This window comes from Pontixanthobacter aquaemixtae, from assembly GCF_009827395.1.
Taxonomy (GTDB): Bacteria; Pseudomonadota; Alphaproteobacteria; order Sphingomonadales; family Sphingomonadaceae; genus Pontixanthobacter; species Pontixanthobacter aquaemixtae.
Genome location: NZ_WTYX01000002.1, coordinates 383013 through 403617, shown reverse-complemented (window position 1 = coordinate 403617; position 20605 = coordinate 383013). Strand labels below are relative to the sequence as shown.

Here is a 20605-nt window from a genome sequence, read left to right as displayed (position 1 = left end):
GTCCGACCGGTCGGACGCTTCCCTAATCCAGCGCAATATCGGGCGCATCTTCCTGTTTCATCCCGACCACATGATAACCGGCGTCGACATGATGTGTCTCGCCGGTAACGCCCGACGACAGGTCCGACAGGAAATAAAGCCCCGATCCGCCGACATCATCGATGGTGACATTGCGGCGCAGCGGCGAATTGAGCTCGTTCCATTTGAGAATGTAGCGGAAATCGCCGATCCCGCTGGCGGCCAGAGTCTTGATCGGCCCGGCTGAAATCGCGTTCACACGGATGTTCTGGGGGCCCAGATCATTGGCCAGATATTGCACACTGGTTTCCAGGGCCGCCTTGGCAACGCCCATCACATTGTAATGCGGGATCACCTTTTCCGCGCCGTAATAGGTCAGCGTCAGTATCGAGCCGCCGCCTTTTCCATCTTCGGTTTTCGGCGGCATCATCTCTGCCGCGCGCTTGGCAACCGCGACCAGACTGTAGGCCGAGATGTTCATCGTCATCAGGAAATTGTCGAGACTGGTATCGACATATTTCCCGCGCAATTCGGACTTGTCGGAAAAGCCGATGGCGTGGACCACAAAGTCGATGGTTTCCCAACGGCTTTTGAGCGTGTCGAAAGCCGCATCGAGCGCATCCATTCGTGATACGTCGCATTCGAAGGTGAAATCGGAGCCAAGCTGTTCGGCCAGCGGTTTGACGCGCTTTGCCAGCGCTTCCCCCTGGTAGGTGAAAGCCAGTTCCGCGCCCTGATCGTGCAATTGCTTGGCAATGCCCCATGCCAGCGATTTGTCATTGGCCAGCCCCATGATCAGGCCGCGTTTTCCTGCCATCAATCCGGTCATTATGCATTACCCTTTGCTGTGTCTGTCGGTGCCTCGCCCGCGTCATTATTGCCGTCATCATCATGCGGCGCAGCCAAGGCAGCGTTCAGCTCTGCTCCTACCACAACTCCTAATCCAACCAGCCAGAAAAAGAAAAGCGCGATCATTATTCCGGCCAGACTGCCATAGGTGAGATTGTAAGAGAAAAACTGCTTGAGAACCGGCGGCAGAGCCACCGTCACGCCGACCCACCAAAGGGTGACCAGCAAGGATCCCGGCCATTTGGGATATCTGCGCCCGCGATATTGTTCGGGCGTCAGCGTCACAAATATCAGGAATATCGAACCATACAGCCCGAGCGCGGGGACCAATCGCGAGACCGACAATTGGCCAATCGCCTCGTTCAAGGCCGGAAGATAGGCGGCGATCACTTCCTGCGCTGTGCCGATCAGGAACTGCGCGATCAGCGAAAGCATCAGCAGCATCACCGCAAGCAAGATCACACCGAAAGACAGCAGGCGATAGCGCCAGAATGCCAGCGTTGCTTGCGTCCCGTAGGCCCGGCGCAAAATGTCGCGGATGGTTTCGATCAGGCTCGATGCGGTCCACAGGCCGACCAGGCCGCCAACCCAAAGCAGCCAGCCGCTGCGCGCTTCGATGACATTGCGCGCAACCGGTTCGATGACATTGCCCACCACCGGCGGCAGCGCGAACAGAATTGCATCGACAGTCGCGGCGCGCTCGCTTTCTTCCCCGATGGCAGAAAATATCGCTGCGCCGAGGATAAAGAACGGAAACAGCGCCAGCATCGCCATATAAGCGAGATTGCCCGCATGGATAAAACCGTCATTCCATGCGCCGCTGGCGGTTCGCTTGATAACTTCGAACGCGCGCGTTCCGGGGCCGACGCGCAGGCTCAATCCATCGCGCAACTTGTCCCGCCTCCGGCGCCTTGCCTCCGGCGAATGCGACGGCTTGATGCGGTCTTCAGCATGGGGAAGTTTGCTGATGTCTCGTCCCTTTGATGGCTGCGCCACAGCGCGCTGATGGATGGTCAGACGCCCATTTCGCTGCGTGGTTCGCTGTCATCTTGCCAACCTTCAAGCCGCTTGGCCAGTTCGGGCAGGTCTTTGGGCAAAATGATCTCCAGCGTTACCAGCTGATCACCTCGCGACCCGTCCTTCTTGGAAAAGCCTTTGCCTTTGAGGCGCAGCACGGTTCCGCCATTGGTGCCGGGTTTGAGAGTCATCATCACCGGCCCGTCTACGGTCGGGACTTTCACCTTGGCCCCATCCACCGCTTCGTTGAGCGTTATCGGCAAATCCATCCGTACATCATGCCCGTCGCGGCGGAAGAATGCATGCTTGTCGATGGAAATCGTGACCAGACCGTCGCCCGCACCGCCGGGTCCGTTCTCGCCCTTGCCTTTGAGCCGCATCTGCGTGCCATCCTCGACACCGGCGGGCAGCTTCAGATCGATAGTCTTGCCATCAGCCAAAGTGATCCGCTGGTCTGCACGGCTCGCTGCCTCGGTAAAGGCAACGCGCAAGCGGTAAGGAATGTCGGCACCTTTGCGCGGCGGCGGGGAAGGGCCGCGCCCAAATCCCGACGGGCCGCGTTTCGCGCCGCGCGCGCCGCCCATGCCGCCGCCGCCGAACAGGCCTTCGAAAATATCCCCCAGATCGACGCCATCAGGCTGCATATTCTCGAAGTCGCGCGCGCTGAAACCGCCCTGATGACCACCGCGGGAGCCGCCGCCAAATCCGCCCCCCATTCCACCAAATGGATTGGTTGGGTTGCCTTCCGCATCGATTTCGCCGCGATCAAACTGCGCGCGCTTGTCTTTGTCGGACAGTAGATCATATGCGTTGGTAGCGGCCGAAAAGCGCTCGCTCGCTTTGGGATTATCCTTGTTCTTATCCGGGTGCAGCTCTTTCGCCAGCTTGCGATAGGCGCTCTTGATATCCGACTCGGACGCACCGCGCGCAACACCCAGAATTTTATATGGATCGGCCATACCGTGTTAGCTAGGTGTTACACCGCGCCGGTGCAAGCGGATTGAGTCAGCGTAGCGCTGCACAAGACAAGCGTTAATACCGTATTCTGGTGTCTGATATTCTTCGGTACAATTTCCCAGCATAGAATGAGCCTGTCCAAAGCAGACAGAAAAGCACAAAAAAGACACCGGTAGCTGCGAATTTAGATGACAGCTTCTCAGGTGTGTCGTCAAAAAATTGATCGAGCAGCCAACTGTAAAGTGCAATGGCGTAAAGATATAATGCTGCCTTGCCATAGGGCCGATAAGTCAGCTCTTTGGCTCGAAAACCACGCACACATACATAGATGACAAGCCCGAAGATTCCGATGGCTAGGAACGCCAAAATCTGGAAAGAAGACCAATCTTCGCTTAGCGACATTTTGCGATGATAAGAGAATTGAGTGCGGATTTCCAGCGTATGTCCTCCGCAATTGGGGCCGCGCAAAGCTTGCAGATTGCTTTCCTACAAGCGGTCTGGGCTGTAGATCAAAAACATGTTTACCTCTTTGCCGGAACGCAATTGGCCTATGAAGATTACGGGTGTACCGCGAGGCAAGAATTGTTCGTTAGGACTGTGGTCCATGTGGTCCATCTCATCAGGAAACTACCGTGAAAGCTGAACAAAGCGCCATTCCGCAAACCGATCCATTCGCTCTGTTCGATGCCTGGTTCGCCGAAGCGCGCGAAACCGAACCGAATGATTCGAATGCGATGGCTTTGGCAACCGCAGCCGCCGATGCCGCGCCTTCGGTGCGGATGGTGCTGCTCAAAGGGCGCGGGCCCGATGGCTTTACGTTTTACACCAATGCCCAGAGCCGCAAGGGCGACGAAATCCTGGCCAACAGCCAGGCGGCTTTGCTGTTTCACTGGAAATCGCTGCGGCGGCAAATCCGGATCGAGGGGGTGCTTGAAGAAGTCGCGGCAGAGCAGGCCGATGCCTATTTCCACAGCCGTTCGCGCGAATCGCAATTGGGCGCGGTGGCATCGGACCAGTCGCGCCCCCTGGCAGATCGCGCCACCTTTGTGGAACGCTACTCCGCCGCCAGAAAGCGCTTCGAAGGCGGCGAAGTTGAACGGCCGCCGCATTGGACAGGTTTTACGCTGGCTCCGCACGCATTCGAGTTCTGGATGGACCGGCCCAACCGCCTGCATGATCGCCGCCGGTTCGAGCTGACCCAAGGACAAGCGGGCGGCAGCTGGAAAGACACTTTGCTCTACCCATGAGCGAAAGCGACCCTCTCCGCGCCGGCTTGACCCGCAGCGCCGCCATCGCTTCGATCTCGGTGGCGCTGTTTCTGGTTGCGATCAAACTATGGGCGAGCATGGAAACCGGCTCGACCGCGATGCTGGGGAGCCTTGCCGATAGCGCGCTCGACCTGATCGCCAGCCTTGCGACATTGGTGGGTGTCTGGATCGCCGCGCAACCGGCGGATGACAATCACCGGTTCGGCCATGGCAAAGCCGAATCGCTTTCGGCGATGTTCCAGGTGATGCTGATTGCGCTGTCGGCAGCGGCAATCGGTTTCAGAGCCATCCAGCATTTGATTGAGGGCGGACGGACCAGCGCGGCCGCAGAAGGCATTGGCGTATCGGCCATTGCGATAGTCGTGACGCTGGGCCTGCTGCTGTGGCAACGCCATGTGATCCGGCAAACCCGCTCGGTCGCGATTTCGGCGGACCATGTGCATTACCAATCGGACTTGCTGCTGAATGTGGCGGTGATCGCGGCGCTGGCGCTCGACCAGTTTGGCGGTATTGCCTTTGCCGATCCGCTGTTCGGTTTTGCAATCGCTGCGTGGCTGCTGTGGGGGGCGTGGCGCGCGGCGAGCGAAGCGGTGGACAATCTGATGGACCGCGAATGGCCGGAAGAAAAGCGGCAGCGCTTTGTCGAACTGGCGGCAAAACACCCCGAACTCAGCAATCTCCACGATCTGCGCACGCGGACCAGCGGTACGCGCGATTTTGTGCAGTTCCATGTCGATTTACCGCGCGCAATGACGGTGGAGCAGGCGCACGACATCATCGAGCGCGTCGAAAACGACCTGTGCAGCCACTTCCCCGATATGGAGCTGCTCATCCATATCGATCCGGCGGGGCATGTTGACGAACCGGGCAACCGGCTGGTCGAAGAGGACGAGTTTGCCAAGCTGGAGAAAGGCCAATGACCGGTCGCGCTCCCCCTCGCCGGCAAGGCGTGACAGTGTTTGAGGGGGCGTTCTACGTTTCCGGATAAAGCTCGACGATATCGAGCAGTTCCTGCAGCATCCGCTTGCGATCCTCGGCGCCCGAATGGCCAAGCCGGACCACCGTCAGCTTCTGTTCGGGCGAGACGAGAATATACTGGCCCATATGGCCGATGGCGGCGAACATCGTGTCGGGTCCGCGGTCCTGCAGCGATTCCTCGCGGTCCAGCCCGGAATCGCGGTTGAGCCAGGTCTGCGCGCCGTAAAATTCGGATCGCGGGCTGGGCGAAGTCATGAAGGTGATCCATTTGCGCGGGATCAGCTGCGAACCGCGATAGGATCCCTTGTGGCGCAGGAACTCGCCAAACTTGGCCCAATCGCGCGCGGTTGCATGCATCAGGCTGCCGCCGATCAGCGTGCCATTGGCATCATATTCGGGGACCATCGAATCCATCCCCAGCGGCCCGAACAGGCGCGTCCGCAGGAAACTATCAACCGCTTCGCGGCGTATCTCGGGATCCTTGCTGTCGGTCAGCACCCGCGCGGCGATATCGGCCAGGATGACAGTGGTGTTGCTCGAATATTCGAATTTGGCACCCGGTTCCGCTTCGAGCGGCTGCGAAGTTGCCCAATCGGCCATATCATCGCGCCCTTCGCGGAACAGCATCTGCACTTCGGACGAATCATAGGGCGGGTCGCCAGCCTCGGTATGGCGAAGGCCCGATCGCATTTGCAGCAGCTGGCGCAAAGTGATCTCTCCGCGCGGATCGCCGGTCTGGCTCCAGCGAGGTTCGGGGACCGATTCGTCGAGCCGCAAGCGTCCGTCGGACACCAGCATTCCGATCATCACAGCTGTGACCGTCTTCGCCATCGACCAGCTGACAAAGCGCGTGTCCTGATCATAGCCATCGCCGTAGCGTTCGGCCGCGATCTCGCCCCCATGCATCACCAGCAATGCGCGCGTTTCGCCCAGCTCGTCCTTGGTGAAAAGCTCGTCCACTTGCCGCGCAAGTTGGTCGCTGGGCGCGCCTGCGTTTTGCGAAACGGCCGCCATTGCTTCGTCGCTGAGCGGTTCTACCACCGGCGGCGCATCCGAACATGCGACAAGGCTTGGCAACAGCGTAGCGCCCGCGATAAGGGGGCCGTAGAAAGACAATCTGCATTCGGTCATGGGCGCATAAATTGCGCACAGGGGAGCGCTTGGCAATGGCTAAATCAGCGGCACGATCCACCTTGAAGGCGCGGCGATGGCCGTGGGTGCTGCTGCTTTTGGTGACGGTGCTGGCAGTGGCGGCATGGGCCTATCGCGCCCCGATCACCGGATATGCTGGCGCCGGCACAGCTTACTCGGCGCGGGTTGCCTGTTCGTGCCGTTTCGTCGCGGGCCGGAGCCTGGAAGATTGCAAGAAAGACAAGCTGCCGGGGATGGAGCTGGTCACGCTCAGCGAAGACGAAGAAGCCAAGAGCGTGACCGCCCGCTTCCCGTTGATCTCTGCTGATACCGCGACTTACCGCAAAGGCTATGGCTGCGTGATGGAGACGTGGGAGGACTGACGCCTAGTCGGTCGCTTCGATCCAGCCGCCGCCGACCACGCGTTCACCCGCATAGATCACCGCTGCTTGCCCGGGGGCTACGCCGAATTCGGGCTGGTCAAAGCGGATAGTGGTCGATTGCCCGCCGCCCAATGGCCCGTCGAGCGTGACCGGAACGGGCTTGGAAAGCGAGCGGACTTTGGCGGTCAGCGGCGTATCGGGCAGCGGGCCGATACGGTTGGTTTCAATAATCTGCGCCGAATGCACCGCCAGCATTGCCTTTGGCCCGACACGCACTTGCGCCTGCTCTGCATCAAGACCCACGACATAGAGCGGTTCGGAAAGCCCGCCGATCTCGAGCCCGCGCCGCTGGCCGACCGTAAAATGGATCACGCCCTTGTGCCGGCCCAGCTCTTCGCCCGTCTGCGCATGGACGATCGCGCCAGGCTCCCCGCCTTCGGGGCGCATCGAGCGGACAATCTTGGCGTAATTTCCATCGGGGACGAAGCAGATATCCTGACTGTCGGGCTTTGCCGCATTGCGCAGGCCCGCCTGTTCGGCCAGCTCGCGCACTTGCGTCTTGGGCAGCCCGCCCAGCGGATAGCGGATATAATCGAGCTGCGCTTCGGTGGTTGCATAGAGGAAGTAAGACTGGTCACGCGCCGGGTCGACCGCGCGGTGCAGTTCGGGCCCAGCAGGCCCCATGATCCGCCGGACATAATGGCCGGTCGCGAGGCAATCGGCGTCCAGCTCTTTCGCCATCCGCAGCAGATCGGTGAATTTCGGCCCCATATTGCAGCGGATGCAGGGAACGGGGGTGCGCCCGGACAGATAATCGTCAGCGAATTGTTCGACAACTTCCTCGCGGAACGCGCTTTCATGGTCGAACACATAATGCGCGATGCCCAAACGGTCGGAAACGGCACGTGCATCGCTGATGTCGTCCCCTGCGCAGCACGCCCCTTTGCGGCCGGTTGCAGCGCCATAATCATAAAGCTGCAATGTAATCCCGATCACCTCGGCGCCGGTAGAGGCGGCAAGCGCGGCCACTACGGACGAATCAACCCCGCCCGACATTGCAACCACAATGCGGCAATCCTTCGCGGCGCGCGGCAAATCGAACAGAGCCGCGGTGTCCAGGGCGGAGTCAAAGAGGGTGGAAGCGTCCATTGGCGGCCCCATACACGCGGTATGCGCCCGCTACCAGCCCCGCATCATCGCGGCCAATCGGGCCATTTACTTCCCGTTCGGTAATCCTAACCAGCCGTAAAGCCCTGCTTTACCTGATCTTGACCATCACTCTCTAAAGGGGAGGAATGTTCGAAGGAAACCTTCAGGATGCAGGCTTTGCCGAGGCAATTGAAAACGCTGCTTTGCAGCCGATTCAATGGGATGCGCTTGTCGCGCAGCTTGCCGCTGCACGCGACCTGCGCAGCGTCTACGCGCGGCGTAAATCGGCCAGCGGTGGTAACTTCGCACGCTTTTCTGCCGCGCAATCGGCAATCCTTAACGAATCGGCTCCCGGCGTTAACCGCAATACTTCAGCCGATGGCAAAGACAGCGGGGGCAATGTCCCTGCAGCCGCAGATGATGCGGACCCAGGTGACAGAGAGTTGTAATGATCGAGAATCAAAAAATACGTCCAGATAAGGTAATCGGCCCGCTTGGCGAGCCGCTCTCGATTGACGATCTCCCCCCACCGGAGACGAAGCGCTGGGTCGTGCGCCGCAAGGCGGAAGTGGTTGCCGCAGTGAATGGCGGGCTTTTGACCATCGACGAAGTGCTTGAGCGTTATACGCTCACTCTGGAAGAATTTGCTTCGTGGCAACGCGCGGTTGACCGTTCGGGCATGCAAGGGCTGCGCGTCACCCGCATCCAGCACTACCGCGATCTCTACGAGCGGCAGCTCAAATACTGATCCGAACCCTTCGCTGCTATCCCCGATTGCCGATGGGCAGGCGGTCAGCGATTGGCCAAACCGGAAAATTCCCCTATTAGCCAAGCTGTTCCCCGCAAAATGCAGGAGGAACGCCTTGCTATTCTGTGCGTTGGTGACAGATAGTAAGGTGTATAAACAGGAGGAACTTTCAAATGATGGGTTGGATTATTGCACTCGTGGTCGGCGGTATCGCCGGCTGGCTCGCAAGCCTGGTAATGAACCGTGATGCCTCGATGGGCATTTTCTGGAATATCGTTGTCGGCTGTGTCGGCTCGGTCCTCGGCAACTGGATTTCGCAAACATTCTTCGGAATTGGCGGCAGCGTTCAGGAATTCTCGCTGACCGGTCTGATCATCGCCGTTGTTGGCGCGGTCGTGCTGCTTGGCATCGTAAACCTGATCCAGCGCGGGCGCGTTCGCTAAGAACTGGATCAATTGATCGAATAGAGGGCGGGGGGCGCAATGCTCCTCGCCCTTTTTAGTGCGTCGAACCTTTCTGCCTCACCCCCGTTCGAAGAACGCCGCTTGCGTCCCGAATAAAGCCAGTCGCGGTTCGTCGGCCCTATACGTCACCGGTCGAGCCAATTGTTGCTCTTGCGCCCGTGACAGGTCTAAGGCGATACCGACCCGTATCACCGGTATGTTGCATCTGGTGATTTATGTGTGTAACACACCTTTCAATCTGCCCTTCGCATTGGCGGTTTGAACGATCAGGATAGACGATGAATTACGACACTCCCGTACAAGCCGAAGATGGTGCCTATTCGAGCGAGGCTTACTCAAGTCACGAGCCAACCAAAGGCCGCGGCAAGCTGTGGCTGGTTGTGGCGGTTCTGGTCGTGCTTCTTCTGATCATTGGCGCTGCCTATATGTTTGTCACACGCGGAAATGCAGCTGCGGGCGATGCCGAGACCGAAGCACAAGGTGCCGCGATCACTGTAATTTCGCCCGGCAAGACCACCGTTGAAGGCGAAATCGTGGCCAGCGGAACGCTGGCGGCCCGCCGCGAATTGCCCGTTGGCGTCGCCGGCGAGGGCGGTCGCGTTGTGAGAGTTTTTGTCGATGCGGGGTCATGGGTCAAACAGGGGCAGGTTCTCGCCTCGATCGATCGTTCGGTACAAAACCAGCAAGCGGCAAGCGCTGCCGCATCGGTGCGCGTCGCCGAATCCGAAGCTCGACTTGCGCAGGCCAATCTGGACCGCGCGCTCAAGCTGGTTGAACGCGGATTCATCAGCAAGGCCGATATTGATCGTCTGACTGCAACGCGTGACACCGCCGTGGCGCGGGTCAGCGTCGCCAAAGCGCAAGCCAACGAACTGACCGCGCGCAATGCACGCCTCAACATTGTGGCTCCTGCATCCGGCCTCGTGCTCGAGCGCAATCTGGAGCCGGGGCAAATTGTCGGCGGCGGATCGGGCGCGTTGTTCCGGATTGCACAAGGCGGCGAGATGGAAATGATGGCGCTGCTCAGTGAAACCGATCTGGCCAAAATCTCCACCGGCGTTGAAGCGAAAATCGTGCCGAGCGGCACCGACAAATCATTCACCGGCCAAGTGTGGCAAGTTTCGCCGACCATCGATCCGCAAACCCGGCAAGGTACGGCGCGTATCGCATTGTCTTATGCGCCCGAATTGCGCCCCGGCGGTTTTGCCAATGCGACAATCTCCAGCGGAACCGCAGTTGCGATTGTGCTGCCCGAATCTGCCGTCCTCTCGGACAGCGAAGGGGCCTATGTCTATATCGTCGACAAAGAGAACAAGGCTCAGCGCCGCGCGGTGCAAACCGGTGCGATCACCAGCGAAGGGGTTTCGATAACCGGAGGGCTGGACGGCACCGAAGCGGTGGTTGTGCGCGCGGGCGGCTTCCTCAATCCGGGTGAAACGGTCCGTCCGCAACGCGCTGACAAAGCCGGGAAATAAGCCGCATGAATTTCCAGAATATCTCCGCTTGGTCGATACGGAATCCTGTCATTCCGATGGTGTTTTTCACCGCGATCCTGCTTGCCGGCATGCTGAGCTTCCGCAACATGGATGTCGTCAACAATCCGGAGATTGATTTTCCGGCAGCCAATGTCACGATCATCCAGCCCGGCGCTGCGCCAAGCGAGATCGAGAACCAGATTACCCAGCGAGTCGAATCTGCCGTCCGTTCCGTCGACGGGGTCCGGCAAATATCCTCGACCGCTAGTGAAGGCTCTTCGAATACATTCGTAGAGTTTGAAATCGGCACCGATACCAATGCGGCTGTGGCGGAAGTGAAAAATGCCGTGGATTCGATACGTGGCAGCTTGCCCGACGGAATCCTTGAACCGCGCATCAACAAGGTCAACGCAGCCGGGGGCTTCCTCGGCATTTATGCGGTCGAAGCAAACGACATGACGATCGAGCAATTGAGCTGGTTCATCGATGACGCGGTGGCCAAGCGATTGTTGTCGATCAACGGAATGGCGGAAGTGGATCGCTTTGGCGGTGTCGATCGCGAGATCGAGGTCATACTTGATCTGTCCAAAATGCAGGCACTTGGCGTAACCGCAAGCCAGATCAACCAGGCATTGCGCGCGGACAATGTCGACGCATCAGGCGGCATGGCCGAGGTGGGCGGTACCCGCCAATCCGTGCGCGTTCTTGGCAATACCGATTCCGCGTTCGAGCTGTCGCAACGACAAATCCGGCTGAGCAATGGTGGAACAATCAAGCTGTCCGATGTCGCTACGGTAAGAGACGGCTACAGCGAGCAGACGTCGATCAGCAAAGTGCGCGATCGCGAAGTCGTCAATTTTTCTCTTTCCCGCGCGCGCGGCGCATCGGATGTCACCGCTTTTGAAGAAGCCGAGCGAGTGATCGCACAGATTGAAGAAGAAAATCCCGGGGTGAAATTCATCCAGCTCTTCAACACTGTGCGCTATACCAAGGATCAATATTCAAGCTCGATTTCGGCGATGGTCGAAGGCGCGGTCTTGGCCGTGGTTGTTGTCTTTTTCTTCCTGCGCGATTGGCGCGCGACGATCATTTCCGCGGTGGCGATCCCGCTATCAGCCATTCCGACCTTCTGGTTCATGGATCTGCTGGGCTTTAATCTGAACTTCCTGTCACTGCTGGCATTGGGCCTTGTTGCCGGTGTGCTGGTCGACGATGCGATTGTGGAGATCGAGAATATCGTGCGCCATATGCGGATGGGCAAATCTGCCTATCAGGCTTCGATTGATGCGGCGGACGAGATTGGTTTGCCGGTTGTCGCCACATCGTTCTGCATCGTCGCGGTTTTCCTGCCCGTCGGGTTAATGCCGGGCATCTCCGGCCAGTTTATGGAAAACTTCGGTATCACCGTGGTGATTGCAGTGTTGATGAGTCTGGCGGTCGCGCGCGCTATTACACCGATGCTGGCGGCCTATTTCCTCAAAGCCAAAGGTCATGGTTCGCATGGCGAAGGCCCTTGGATGGATCGGTATATGAACGTCCTTAGCTGGACGCTTGACCGGGGAAAAATGAACAATGCCCGCGCCGGGCTGACAGAGTTTGATGCGCGCGCTGCCTATGGCGTCTTGTTCGCGGTGTTGGCGTCCTTGGCGCTGATCTTTGTCGCGGTCGGGGCTCTTACGGCTGTGCTTGGCGGCGGGGGAATGGCCGCGATCATGCCCAATCTGATGATAGCTGCCGCCATGTTGGGTGTTGCAGCCCTTTTCTGGCTCATTCGCCTGCTGGGGGCCGGGCCGCGGTTCTTTTATGTTTTCGCATTGCTGTTCGTTGTGATTGCCCTGCTTGGCCTCGCGGGCATGGTCTTGTTCCAATCATTTGGCGCGATGGGCGAATTGGCGGTGTCCACCACGCTGGCCTCGGCTGCAGCAGAGGAAGGCAGCGCGCTGTACCTGCTCATTTCCAAACCGATTGAATTGCTACAGCTGGCCGTTGCCACAGCCCTGGGCTTCCTGGCTGTGCTTGCCGCACTCCGGCTGTTTGGATTTGTCGCGCGGACCATTGGCAGTTCGGTCAGCAATGCCTGGCGATATCTCGAGGCGCGCTTTTTCGACCACCGGATATGGATGCTCGGGATCGGCTATTTCTCGTTCCTGCTGACCATCGTGCTGTTCATGCAGATGCCGTTCCAGTTCGAGCCGGAAATCGATGACGAGAATAGCCGCGTCGAAATCGAGCTGGTTCCCGGAACCACGATCGAAACAACCGACAGCATCGCGCGCAAAGTCGCCGATTTCCTATACGAGCAACCCGAAGTTGAATTGGCGCTGGAGCGCGTTCGCCAGGGCAACGCCACGATCTTCGTCACGCTCAAAGAAGACCGCGAGCGGACCAAGATGGAGTTCGAACGTGAATTGGCGCCAGAGCTCGCCAAATTCGCCGACGCACGCGTGCGCTTCCAGAATCAGCAGGGGCCGGGCGGACCGGGAAGTGGCCGTGCGATTACGATTATGCTCGCTGGTTCGGACCCGGTTCTGCTCAACGAGACTGCGGCAGCCATGGTCGAGGAAATGAAGCAATTGCCCTCGCTCGTCGCGCCGCGCATTAGTGCCGATGTCAGCCGGCCCGAAATTATCATTCGGCCGCGCGCGGAATTGATGGCAGACCTCGGGGTGTCCACGGCGGCTGTCAGCCAGACCATCCGCATTGCGACGATGGGTGAGATCGAGCAGAATGCTGCAAAATTCTCTCTTTCGGACCGGCAGATTCCGATCATCGTGAAGTTGCCGGAAAGCTCGCGCCGGGATCTTGGAACAATTGAAAACCTGCCCGTGCCGACATCGCGCGGCGGTTCCGTGCCACTGGGCCGCATTGCTGATATCAGCTTCGGGGCCGGGCCGACCGCGATCCAACGCTATAACCAGAACCGGCGTGTCTTGATTGGCGCTGATCTCGCCGAGGGCGTTTTGCGCGGTAGCGCAATGGAGGACATCAACAAGCTGTCCACGCTCGCCGATCTCCCGCCTGGTGTTATTCGCGATTCGGTGGGCACCGAAGCAGTCGAGCAAGAGCTGCAGGAGAATTTCTTTGTGGCTTTGATCGCAGGCGTGTTGCTTGTCTTCGCGGTTCTGGTGCTTTTGTACAAACGTCTGATGAGCCCGCTGGTGAACATGACTTCGCTCGCGCTGGCGCCGCTTGGCGGGTTGTTCCTGGTGTGGACCGTTGGGCAGGCTAACTCCATGCCGGTACTGATCGGCATCCTGCTGTTGCTCGGGATCGTGTCCAAGAACTCGATTCTGCTGATCGACTTTGCAATCGAAGAAATGGCCAAGGGCACGCCCAAACTCGATGCCATTATGGATGCAGGGCACAAACGCGCCCAGCCGATCGTGATGACCACTGTGGCGATGACCGCAGGGATGGTCCCAGTTGCGCTCTCTCTATCGGGAGATGGTGCTTGGCGGCAGCCAATGGGCGTGGTGGTTATCGGAGGGCTGATCCTCTCAACCGTGCTCACCTTGCTTATTGTACCAGCAGGCTTCAGCCTTGCTGACGGGGTGGAAAAACGCCTTGGGCCATGGCTCCGCAGCAAATTCCTGACTTACCGTCCGGGGGATGATAAGCAGACCTTCACCCCGCCCGCAGAACCCCAACCCGCTTCTGCCATTCCCGCCAGCAAGCTTCCGCCGACGGACGGCCACCCGGCGGAGTGAGCGGCAAGAGCCCATTTCGCGGCCCCCTTCGCAGCCGGAATCGCAGTGAAATGATCGGGGCGCCTTTGACGGTCGATAATGCGCGCCGCATGCGCATCACCGCCACGCTGATGCTGGTGGTGATGGCGGGGCTGTTTATCCTGTCCAAGCAGTATCTCGATCTGCATCCCTCATGGGGATATCTGCACGCCTTTTCCGAAGCCGCGATGGTTGGCGGCCTGGCCGACTGGTTTGCGGTGACCGCCTTGTTCCGCCATCCGATGGGCATACCGATCCCGCACACGGCAATCATTCCGGAAAACAAAGACCGGATCGCGGAAACCATGGCACAATTCCTGCGCACGAATTTCCTGATCCCCGCGGTAGTCGCACGGCGCATGGGCCATATGAATATTGCGCGCGCGGCGGGCGATTTTCTGGCCCACCCTACCAAGGGGTCGCAGTCACGCATTGGATTGGGCGCAGCGGAACTGCTTGCCGGAATTCTCGAATCGCTCGATCCGGACAGGCTGGGGGGACAGGTCAAAGCGGGCCTGAAATCGCAGGCTGCTAAAATCGAAATCTCCCCGCTTCTGGGCCAGATGCTCTCCACCACAATCGCGGACCGCCGGCATTTGCCGCTGATCGATTCGATCGTCCGTTGGTCGGGTCTGACGCTCGAAGACAATGAAGAAATGGTCCGCGAAATGATCAGCGAGCGGGCCAATGGCGTCATCCGCTGGGTCGGCCTTGACGGGCGGCTATCGGCATCGGTGCTAGACGGGATGTACAAATTGCTCGCCGAAGTGCTGGTCGATCCCGATCACCCGCTGCGCGGCAAGATCGAAGAAGGGCTCGAACAGCTCGCGCATGATCTGGTCCACGATCCGAAGATGAAGGCGCGGGTCGAGAAAATGAAGGCCGAAGTGCTAGAGAACGAAGCCGTTGCGCGCTGGTGGGAAGGCGTTTGGGAACGCATGCGTCAGGGCATGATCCGCATGGCGCGCAATCCCGATACGGTGCTGGGCGGCCAGCTGGGCAACAGCTTGGGAGAGCTGGGCGCTGCGCTGCGCGATGACCCGCGTCTGCAGACGCAAGTGAACCGCTTTGCCCGCCGCACCGCCGTGGGCGTGGCGACCCGCTATGGTGACCAGATCGTGCGGCTGGTTTCGGAAACGGTCCGCCGCTGGGATGCGCGAACGCTCACCGACCGCGTCGAAAACGCGGTTGGCCGCGACCTGCAATTTATCCGCATCAACGGAACGCTGGTCGGCGGGCTGGTGGGTGTGACCATCCACTTTGTCGATGGGTTGTTTTAGCGTTAGCTAACCCGCCCCCTTAGCTTGGAATTGCGAAGCGCACTGCTGTTCGCCAATAGGATGAGATAGCTTCTCCGCTTTGGGTAATTGCTGGCTTGAAGCGGGCCTTGCGCATCAGACCTTTACAGACCGCCGCGTCAAATCCTTCGGGCCGGGTTGATTGCTGGATATGACAATCGGTAGGCTTGCCGTTCGCATCAACCGACAGGCGGACCTGCACATAGCCCTGATACCCCTTTTGAAGTAGATCAGAGGGATAGTCTCGATAGCTTAGCCAGCGTCCCGGGCTGGTCCTGGGCTCCGGCAGCTGCGCTATGGTGCGATGCTTTTCGAGGTCGATTCCCCAATATTGCAGCATATTGTCGGTGCAGTCGCGAAGGACCTTCATTGGATCGCCTAGAGAACCGGTTTCCAGAATAACCGGTACGCGACCTTTGTGCTGCAACATTATCGACTCGATTCCAGCCTCGGTTGATGCGGGAATTTCCTGTCCGAATATGTCTGGCTGGTCTAACCGCTCACTTTCATCGCCTTCCGCCAAGGGTTTGAGATCGAAGCGCAAGTTCGAGAATATTATCGCGGGCTTTTGCTCACCAACCGAACCAATCGTATAGGCGATCTCGTCTTCGCTGGTGTCTTTTCCAAATCGAATAACGATCTTATCGCGATATCTACGGCGTTTGAGGGGCTCTCCGGCCACTACCATGGAAAAGGCATCGCCAGGCTCGTATCGCTCGATATAAAACAACGTCCTTTGATCACCCTCGCCAAAGAAACGAGCCAAACGACAACTGTCGTCGGCGAAATCCACATGCCATTTGGAAGACGGAGACAGTCTGACTGGTTCCGGTTCGCCCTCTTCTTTGGCGAAGGCATGTGGAACAAAAAGGCCGGAGGCTGCAGCGAAGCAGACCCCGGCCTTGAAGATTTTTTCAATTTTCATGGGCTTAGCCTATCCCGCAGGGTTGCGAGCGGCAAGTCCTTGAAAATTACAGCTTCCCGGTCAGCTCCGGCACTGCATTAAACAGATCCGCAACCAAGCCGATATCGGCGACCTGGAAAATCGGGGCATCTTCATCCTTGTTGATCGCGATGATCGTTTTGGAATCTTTCATGCCCGCAAGGTGCTGGATCGCGCCGGAAATGCCGATTGCGATATAGACTTCCGGTGCAACGATCTTGCCGGTCTGGCCAACTTGATAATCGTTGGGAACATAGCCCGCATCGACGGCGGCGCGCGAGGCGCCGATGCCGGCGCCCAGCTTGTCTGCCAGCGGGGTGATATATTCTTCGAATGTCGCGGCGTCTTTCAGCGCGCGGCCACCCGATACGATGATCTTTGCGCTGGTCAGTTCGGGGCGCTCGCTCTCGGCGATTTCGGCGCTGACAAAGCTGGAAATACCCGCGTCGCCAGGACCGGATACGGCCTCGACCGTGCCCGAGCCGCCTTCGGCTGCTGCCTTGTCAAAGGCTGTACCGCGAACGGTGATGACCAGTTTGGCATCGCTGCTTTCGACCGTGGCAATCGCGTTGCCGGCATAGATCGGACGGGTGAAAGTCTTGTCGCCTTCAACCGAAATGATGTCCGAAATCTGCATCACATCGAGCAGCGCAGCGACGCGCGGGGCGATGTTCTTGCCGGTGGTGGTGGCAGGCGCGAGGAACGCGTCATGATCGGCCATCAGGCCGGCTGCGAGCGGCGCGACGTTTTCAGCCAGCTGATGTTCGTAAGCGGCGTCATCGGCGAGGTGGACTTTGCCCACACCGGCGATCTTGGCGGCTTCATCGGCTACGGCAGCGCAGCCTGAACCGGCGACCAGCAGATGCACTTCACCCAGCTTGGAAGCCGCGGTGACTGTGGCGAGCGTTGCGTCTTTGACCGACGCGTTATCGTGTTCAACGAGGACTAGAGTTTTCATTATGCAACCCCCAGTGCTTTGAGCTTGGCGACCAGCGCATCGACATCTTCAACCTTCTCACCGGCCTGGCGAACCGGTGGCTCGCTGACATTGGTGGTGGTGAGGCGCGGCGCAATGTCGACGCCGAAATCGGCTGGCGATTTGGTGTCGAGTGGCTTCTTCTTCGCTTTCATGATGTTGGGCAGCGAGGCGTAACGCGGCTCGTTCAAGCGGAGGTCGGTGGTGACGATTGCCGGAAGCGTAAGCTTCACGGTTTCGAGGCCGCCATCAATCTCGCGCTTTACAGTCACGCTGTCACCATCGACGTCGACGGTGTTGGCGAATGTGCCTTGCGGACGCTCCATCAGCGCGGCGAGCATCTGGCCGGTCTGGTTGCTGTCATCGGAAATCGACTGCTTGCCGAGCATGATCAGGCCAGGATTTTCCTCCGCCGCGATGGCTTTGAGGATTTTCGCAACGGCCAGCGGCTCGACCTCTTCGTCGGTTTCGACGAGGATAGCGCGGTCCGCACCCATGGCGAGCGCGGTACGCAGTGTTTCCTGCGCCTTCGCCGGACCAACCGAAACCGCGACGATTTCTTCGGCCTTGCCCGCTTCTTTCAAACGAATCGCTTCTTCAACAGCGATTTCGTCGAACGGGTTCATGCTCATTTTGACATTGGCAAGATCAACACCGCTGCCGTCGGCTTTGACGCGCGGTTTGACATTGTAATCGATCACCCGCTTGACGGGCACAAGGATCTTCATGCGTGTTTCCTTCTCTCGAAACTGGTGGCCGCGAACTAACCTACGTTTACGTAAACGTCAAGCAAGTCGGGCGGCCTGTTACGGCAAACTCTTTGCGCTATGCCCTCGCGATGCAAGGCGGTAAGGTCAAGAAGAGAATGCTGATTGATCCTGCCCGAAGCCATGATCCGGCGTTCCGGGATGCGTCAAAAGAGAGGGAGAGCGATGCGCAAAACAGCATATTTGGCGGCGATGCTGGCCGGCCTGACGGTTTGGGGCGGCGGCGCCCATGGGCAGAACATCGAAGCGGCGATGAATCAGTGCCCGGACGGCCAGACAGTGTCTGCGACCACGCCTTGCCCCGAAGCAGCACAAGAACCGGAAACACGCGTGGGGGCCGAAGGATTCGAATCGCCGCCTGCCTCGATTTACCAGATGGACTGGTTGACCGGCCAATGGGTTGGCGACGGCATTCGCGGCGCGCCTGCGATGGAAAGCTGGCTGCCGCCAACGGGCGGGACGATGGTCGGCACTTTCGTGCAAGAAGCGCCCGCTGACGAAAGCGGTGCCAGCGCGATCATGTTTACCGAGCACATGTATCTGATGGAGCAGGGCGATTCGCTGGTTCTGAAGCTGAAGCATTTCAACGCCGATCTGACCGGTTGGGAAGAAAAGGACGATATGCTCGCATTCCGCCTGCTCGCGATCGAGCCTTGCGCCGCCTATTTCAACGCGCTCACTTTGCGCTGCGACGGGGATGACGGTTTGGTCGCTGCGGTGCGGATGAAAAGCGACAAGCCGGTTCCGCAGGAACTGATTTTCCGCTTCACCCGAGCGCCGCAGCCAAGCCCGTCTTACGATTGCGACGGGACCACCTTGGAGATGAACCAGTGCATGGCGGATATCCTGAAGAAAGCCCAATCGCGGCAGGCAGAATATCTCGAAGCAGCTGTGCAGCGTCACGCTGACAAGCCCGAAGTCGCCCAAATGATCCGCGACAGTGATGCCGCGTTCAACGCCTACAGAAGCGCAGAATGCGGCGCGGTGTGGGAAGATTGGAAAGAGGGCACAATTCGCACGATGATGTCGCTCACCTGCTCGATCGGCCTTTCCGATGCGCGCACTTATGACATCTGGGAAAATTGGCTGACCTATGCGGATAGTTCTCCGCAGGTCAGGCCAGAGCCGGGGCCGACGCGCTAGACACAGCGCCGCCGGCCCCGCTCAGATTATGCCGCCTGTTTCACCTCGGCGACGATTTTCTTGGCTGCGTCACCCAGATCATCAGCGCTGACAATCGGCAGGCCCGAATTTTCGAGGATTTCCTTGCCCTTGGCGACATTGGTGCCTTCGAGGCGGACGACCAGCGGCACAGACAGGTTCACGTCTTTCGCGGCCTGCACGATACCATCGGCGATCACATCGCATTTCATGATGCCGCCAAAGATGTTGACGAGGATACCCTCAACCGCAGGGTCTTTCAGGATGATCTTGAACGCAGCGGTCACTTTTTCAGTGGTTGCACCGCCGCCCACATCGAGGAAGTTGGCGGGGAATGCACCGTTCAGCTTGATGATGTCCATCGTCGCCATCGCCAAGCCCGCGCCATTGACCATGCAGCCGATATTGCCGTCCAGCTTGATGTAAGCGAGGTCATATTCGCTCGCTTCGACTTCAGCCGGGTCTTCTTCGGTCTCGTCGCGCATTTCCTCGACATCCTTGTGCCGGTAAAGCGCATTGCCGTCGAAGCTCATCTTGGTGTCGAGCACCAGCAGTTGGCTATCCTTGGTTTCGACCAGCGGGTTGATCTCGAGCATCTCGCAATCGAGATCCATGAAAGCGGTGTAGAGCTGCTTCGCCAGTTTCTGACACTGCTTGTTCAGATCACCACTCAGCTTCAGCGCGAAGGCCACTGCGCGGCCGTGATGCGGCATGAAGCCTTGTGCGGGATCGATCGTGATCGTGGTGATCTTTTCGGGCGTTTCATGCGCGACATCTTCAATGTCCATGCCGCCTTCGGTCGAAGCGACCATCGCCACTTGGCCGGTTGCACGGTCCACCAGCATTGCGAGGTAATATTCGCTTTCGATATCGACGCCATCGGTGATGTAGAGGCGGTTGACCTGCTTGCCTTCCTCTCCGGTCTGGATGGTCACCAGCGTGTTGCCGAGCATATCGGCCGCGTCTGATTTCACGTCATCGATGCTTTTGGCCAGGCGCACGCCGCCTTTCGCATCGGGGCCAAGCTCCTTGAACTTGCCCTTGCCGCGTCCACCGGCGTGAATTTGCGCCTTCACAACGTAAAGCGGTCCGGGCAACTTCTCCGCCCCGGCAACGGCTTCTTCAACCGTGAGAGCCGCATGACCGGCGGGAATGCCGATGCCATATTTCGCGAGGAGTTCCTTGGCTTGATATTCGTGAATGTTCATGAGGTGTCCGTCTTTTGTAGAAGAGGTAAGAATCCGATGTGGTGTTTTGCGGGCATAAGCATGGATAGGCGCGCTTGAAAAGTGCTGCGT

General features: G+C 59.0%; 19 protein-coding genes. 10 read left to right on the top strand and 9 right to left on the bottom strand.

Translation table 11 applies throughout. From position 1 onward, the window contains the following. Nucleotides 1–22: 22 nt before the first annotated feature. From fabI to GRI41_RS10910, 3 genes are all read right to left on the bottom strand, one after another. Complete coding sequence (gene fabI / locus GRI41_RS10920; protein WP_160605028.1) at nucleotides 23–847, bottom strand: enoyl-ACP reductase FabI; 825 nt, start codon at nucleotides 845–847, stop codon at nucleotides 23–25. Beyond that, nucleotides 847–1746 (bottom strand): YihY/virulence factor BrkB family protein, encoded by a 900-nt coding sequence (locus GRI41_RS10915; RefSeq protein WP_235901203.1) that lies wholly within the window; start codon nucleotides 1744–1746, stop codon nucleotides 847–849. Before GRI41_RS10915 ends, fabI begins: the two co-directional genes overlap by 1 nt. Nucleotides 1747–1880: 134 nt before the next feature. Beyond that, nucleotides 1881–2843, bottom strand: a complete 963-nt coding sequence (locus tag GRI41_RS10910; protein ID WP_160605027.1) for a DnaJ C-terminal domain-containing protein — start codon at nucleotides 2841–2843, stop codon at nucleotides 1881–1883. A gap of 630 nt (nucleotides 2844–3473) precedes the next feature. On the opposite strand from GRI41_RS10910, the gene pdxH reads away from it, so the two are divergent. Together pdxH and GRI41_RS10900 are read left to right on the top strand one after the other, a co-directional pair. Further along, nucleotides 3474–4088 (top strand): pyridoxamine 5'-phosphate oxidase, encoded by a 615-nt coding sequence (gene pdxH / locus GRI41_RS10905; RefSeq protein WP_160605026.1) that lies wholly within the window; start codon nucleotides 3474–3476, stop codon nucleotides 4086–4088. Continuing rightward, nucleotides 4085–5029 (top strand): cation diffusion facilitator family transporter, encoded by a 945-nt coding sequence (locus tag GRI41_RS10900; protein ID WP_160605025.1) that lies wholly within the window; start codon nucleotides 4085–4087, stop codon nucleotides 5027–5029. The genes pdxH and GRI41_RS10900 overlap by 4 nt, the downstream gene beginning before the upstream one ends. A gap of 52 nt (nucleotides 5030–5081) precedes the next feature. Here GRI41_RS10900 and GRI41_RS10895 read toward each other — a convergent pair whose 3' ends face one another. Then, entirely contained in the window at nucleotides 5082–6218 is a 1137-nt protein-coding gene (locus GRI41_RS10895) for a serine hydrolase domain-containing protein (RefSeq protein WP_160605024.1), read from the bottom strand. A gap of 35 nt (nucleotides 6219–6253) precedes the next feature. On the opposite strand from GRI41_RS10895, the gene GRI41_RS10890 reads away from it, so the two are divergent. Next, a complete protein-coding gene (locus GRI41_RS10890) occupies nucleotides 6254–6601 on the top strand; it encodes a hypothetical protein (protein ID WP_202388797.1) in 348 nt (115 codons plus the stop codon). Nucleotides 6602–6604: 3 nt separating this feature from the next. On the opposite strand, the gene mnmA is transcribed toward GRI41_RS10890, so the two are convergent. Continuing rightward, a complete protein-coding gene (mnmA, locus tag GRI41_RS10885) occupies nucleotides 6605–7750 on the bottom strand; it encodes a tRNA 2-thiouridine(34) synthase MnmA (RefSeq protein ID WP_160605023.1) in 1146 nt (381 codons plus the stop codon). Nucleotides 7751–7896: 146 nt separating this feature from the next. On the opposite strand from mnmA, the gene GRI41_RS10880 reads away from it, so the two are divergent. From GRI41_RS10880 to GRI41_RS10850, 6 genes are all read left to right on the top strand, one after another. After that, nucleotides 7897–8199 carry a hypothetical protein gene (locus GRI41_RS10880; RefSeq protein ID WP_160605022.1) on the top strand — a complete coding sequence of 101 codons (303 nt, stop codon included), beginning with the start codon at nucleotides 7897–7899 and terminating at the stop codon, nucleotides 8197–8199. Then, a complete protein-coding gene (gene sciP, locus GRI41_RS10875; RefSeq protein WP_160605021.1) occupies nucleotides 8199–8498 on the top strand; it encodes a CtrA inhibitor SciP in 300 nt (99 codons plus the stop codon). Before GRI41_RS10880 ends, sciP begins: the two co-directional genes overlap by 1 nt. A 176-nt stretch (nucleotides 8499–8674) precedes the next feature. Continuing rightward, nucleotides 8675–8941: a GlsB/YeaQ/YmgE family stress response membrane protein gene (locus GRI41_RS10870; protein ID WP_160605831.1), complete on the top strand. Its 267-nt coding sequence runs from the start codon at nucleotides 8675–8677 to the stop codon at nucleotides 8939–8941. 299 nt (nucleotides 8942–9240) lie between these two features. Next, entirely contained in the window at nucleotides 9241–10437 is a 1197-nt protein-coding gene (locus GRI41_RS10865) for an efflux RND transporter periplasmic adaptor subunit (RefSeq protein WP_160605020.1), read from the top strand. A 5-nt stretch (nucleotides 10438–10442) separates the two neighbouring features. After that, nucleotides 10443–14144, top strand: coding sequence for an efflux RND transporter permease subunit (locus GRI41_RS14330; protein WP_235901202.1), 3702 nt, complete (start codon nucleotides 10443–10445; stop codon nucleotides 14142–14144). Nucleotides 14145–14194: 50 nt separating this feature from the next. Further along, on the top strand, nucleotides 14195–15442 hold the full coding sequence (locus GRI41_RS10850; RefSeq protein ID WP_235901201.1) for a DUF445 domain-containing protein: 1248 nt from the start codon (nucleotides 14195–14197) through the stop codon (nucleotides 15440–15442). Nucleotides 15443–15461: 19 nt separating this feature from the next. Here GRI41_RS10850 and GRI41_RS10845 read toward each other — a convergent pair whose 3' ends face one another. Genes GRI41_RS10845 through GRI41_RS10835 form a run of 3 tightly spaced genes read right to left on the bottom strand, consistent with a single transcriptional unit; the run spans nucleotide 15462 to nucleotide 18107 of the window. Then, nucleotides 15462–16385 carry an energy transducer TonB gene (locus tag GRI41_RS10845; protein ID WP_160605019.1) on the bottom strand — a complete coding sequence of 308 codons (924 nt, stop codon included), beginning with the start codon at nucleotides 16383–16385 and terminating at the stop codon, nucleotides 15462–15464. Between the two features lie 46 nt (nucleotides 16386–16431). Continuing rightward, nucleotides 16432–17361 carry an electron transfer flavoprotein subunit alpha/FixB family protein gene (locus tag GRI41_RS10840; protein ID WP_160605018.1) on the bottom strand — a complete coding sequence of 310 codons (930 nt, stop codon included), beginning with the start codon at nucleotides 17359–17361 and terminating at the stop codon, nucleotides 16432–16434. After that, nucleotides 17361–18107, bottom strand: coding sequence for an electron transfer flavoprotein subunit beta/FixA family protein (locus GRI41_RS10835; protein ID WP_160605017.1), 747 nt, complete (start codon nucleotides 18105–18107; stop codon nucleotides 17361–17363). The genes GRI41_RS10840 and GRI41_RS10835 overlap by 1 nt, the downstream gene beginning before the upstream one ends. 204 nt (nucleotides 18108–18311) lie before the next feature. On the opposite strand from GRI41_RS10835, the gene GRI41_RS10830 reads away from it, so the two are divergent. Continuing rightward, nucleotides 18312–19289 (top strand): DUF6265 family protein, encoded by a 978-nt coding sequence (locus GRI41_RS10830; RefSeq protein WP_160605016.1) that lies wholly within the window; start codon nucleotides 18312–18314, stop codon nucleotides 19287–19289. Between the two features lie 26 nt (nucleotides 19290–19315). Here GRI41_RS10830 and sucC read toward each other — a convergent pair whose 3' ends face one another. Beyond that, nucleotides 19316–20515, bottom strand: coding sequence for an ADP-forming succinate--CoA ligase subunit beta (sucC, locus tag GRI41_RS10825; RefSeq protein ID WP_160605015.1), 1200 nt, complete (start codon nucleotides 20513–20515; stop codon nucleotides 19316–19318). Nucleotides 20516–20605 lie beyond the last annotated feature (90 nt).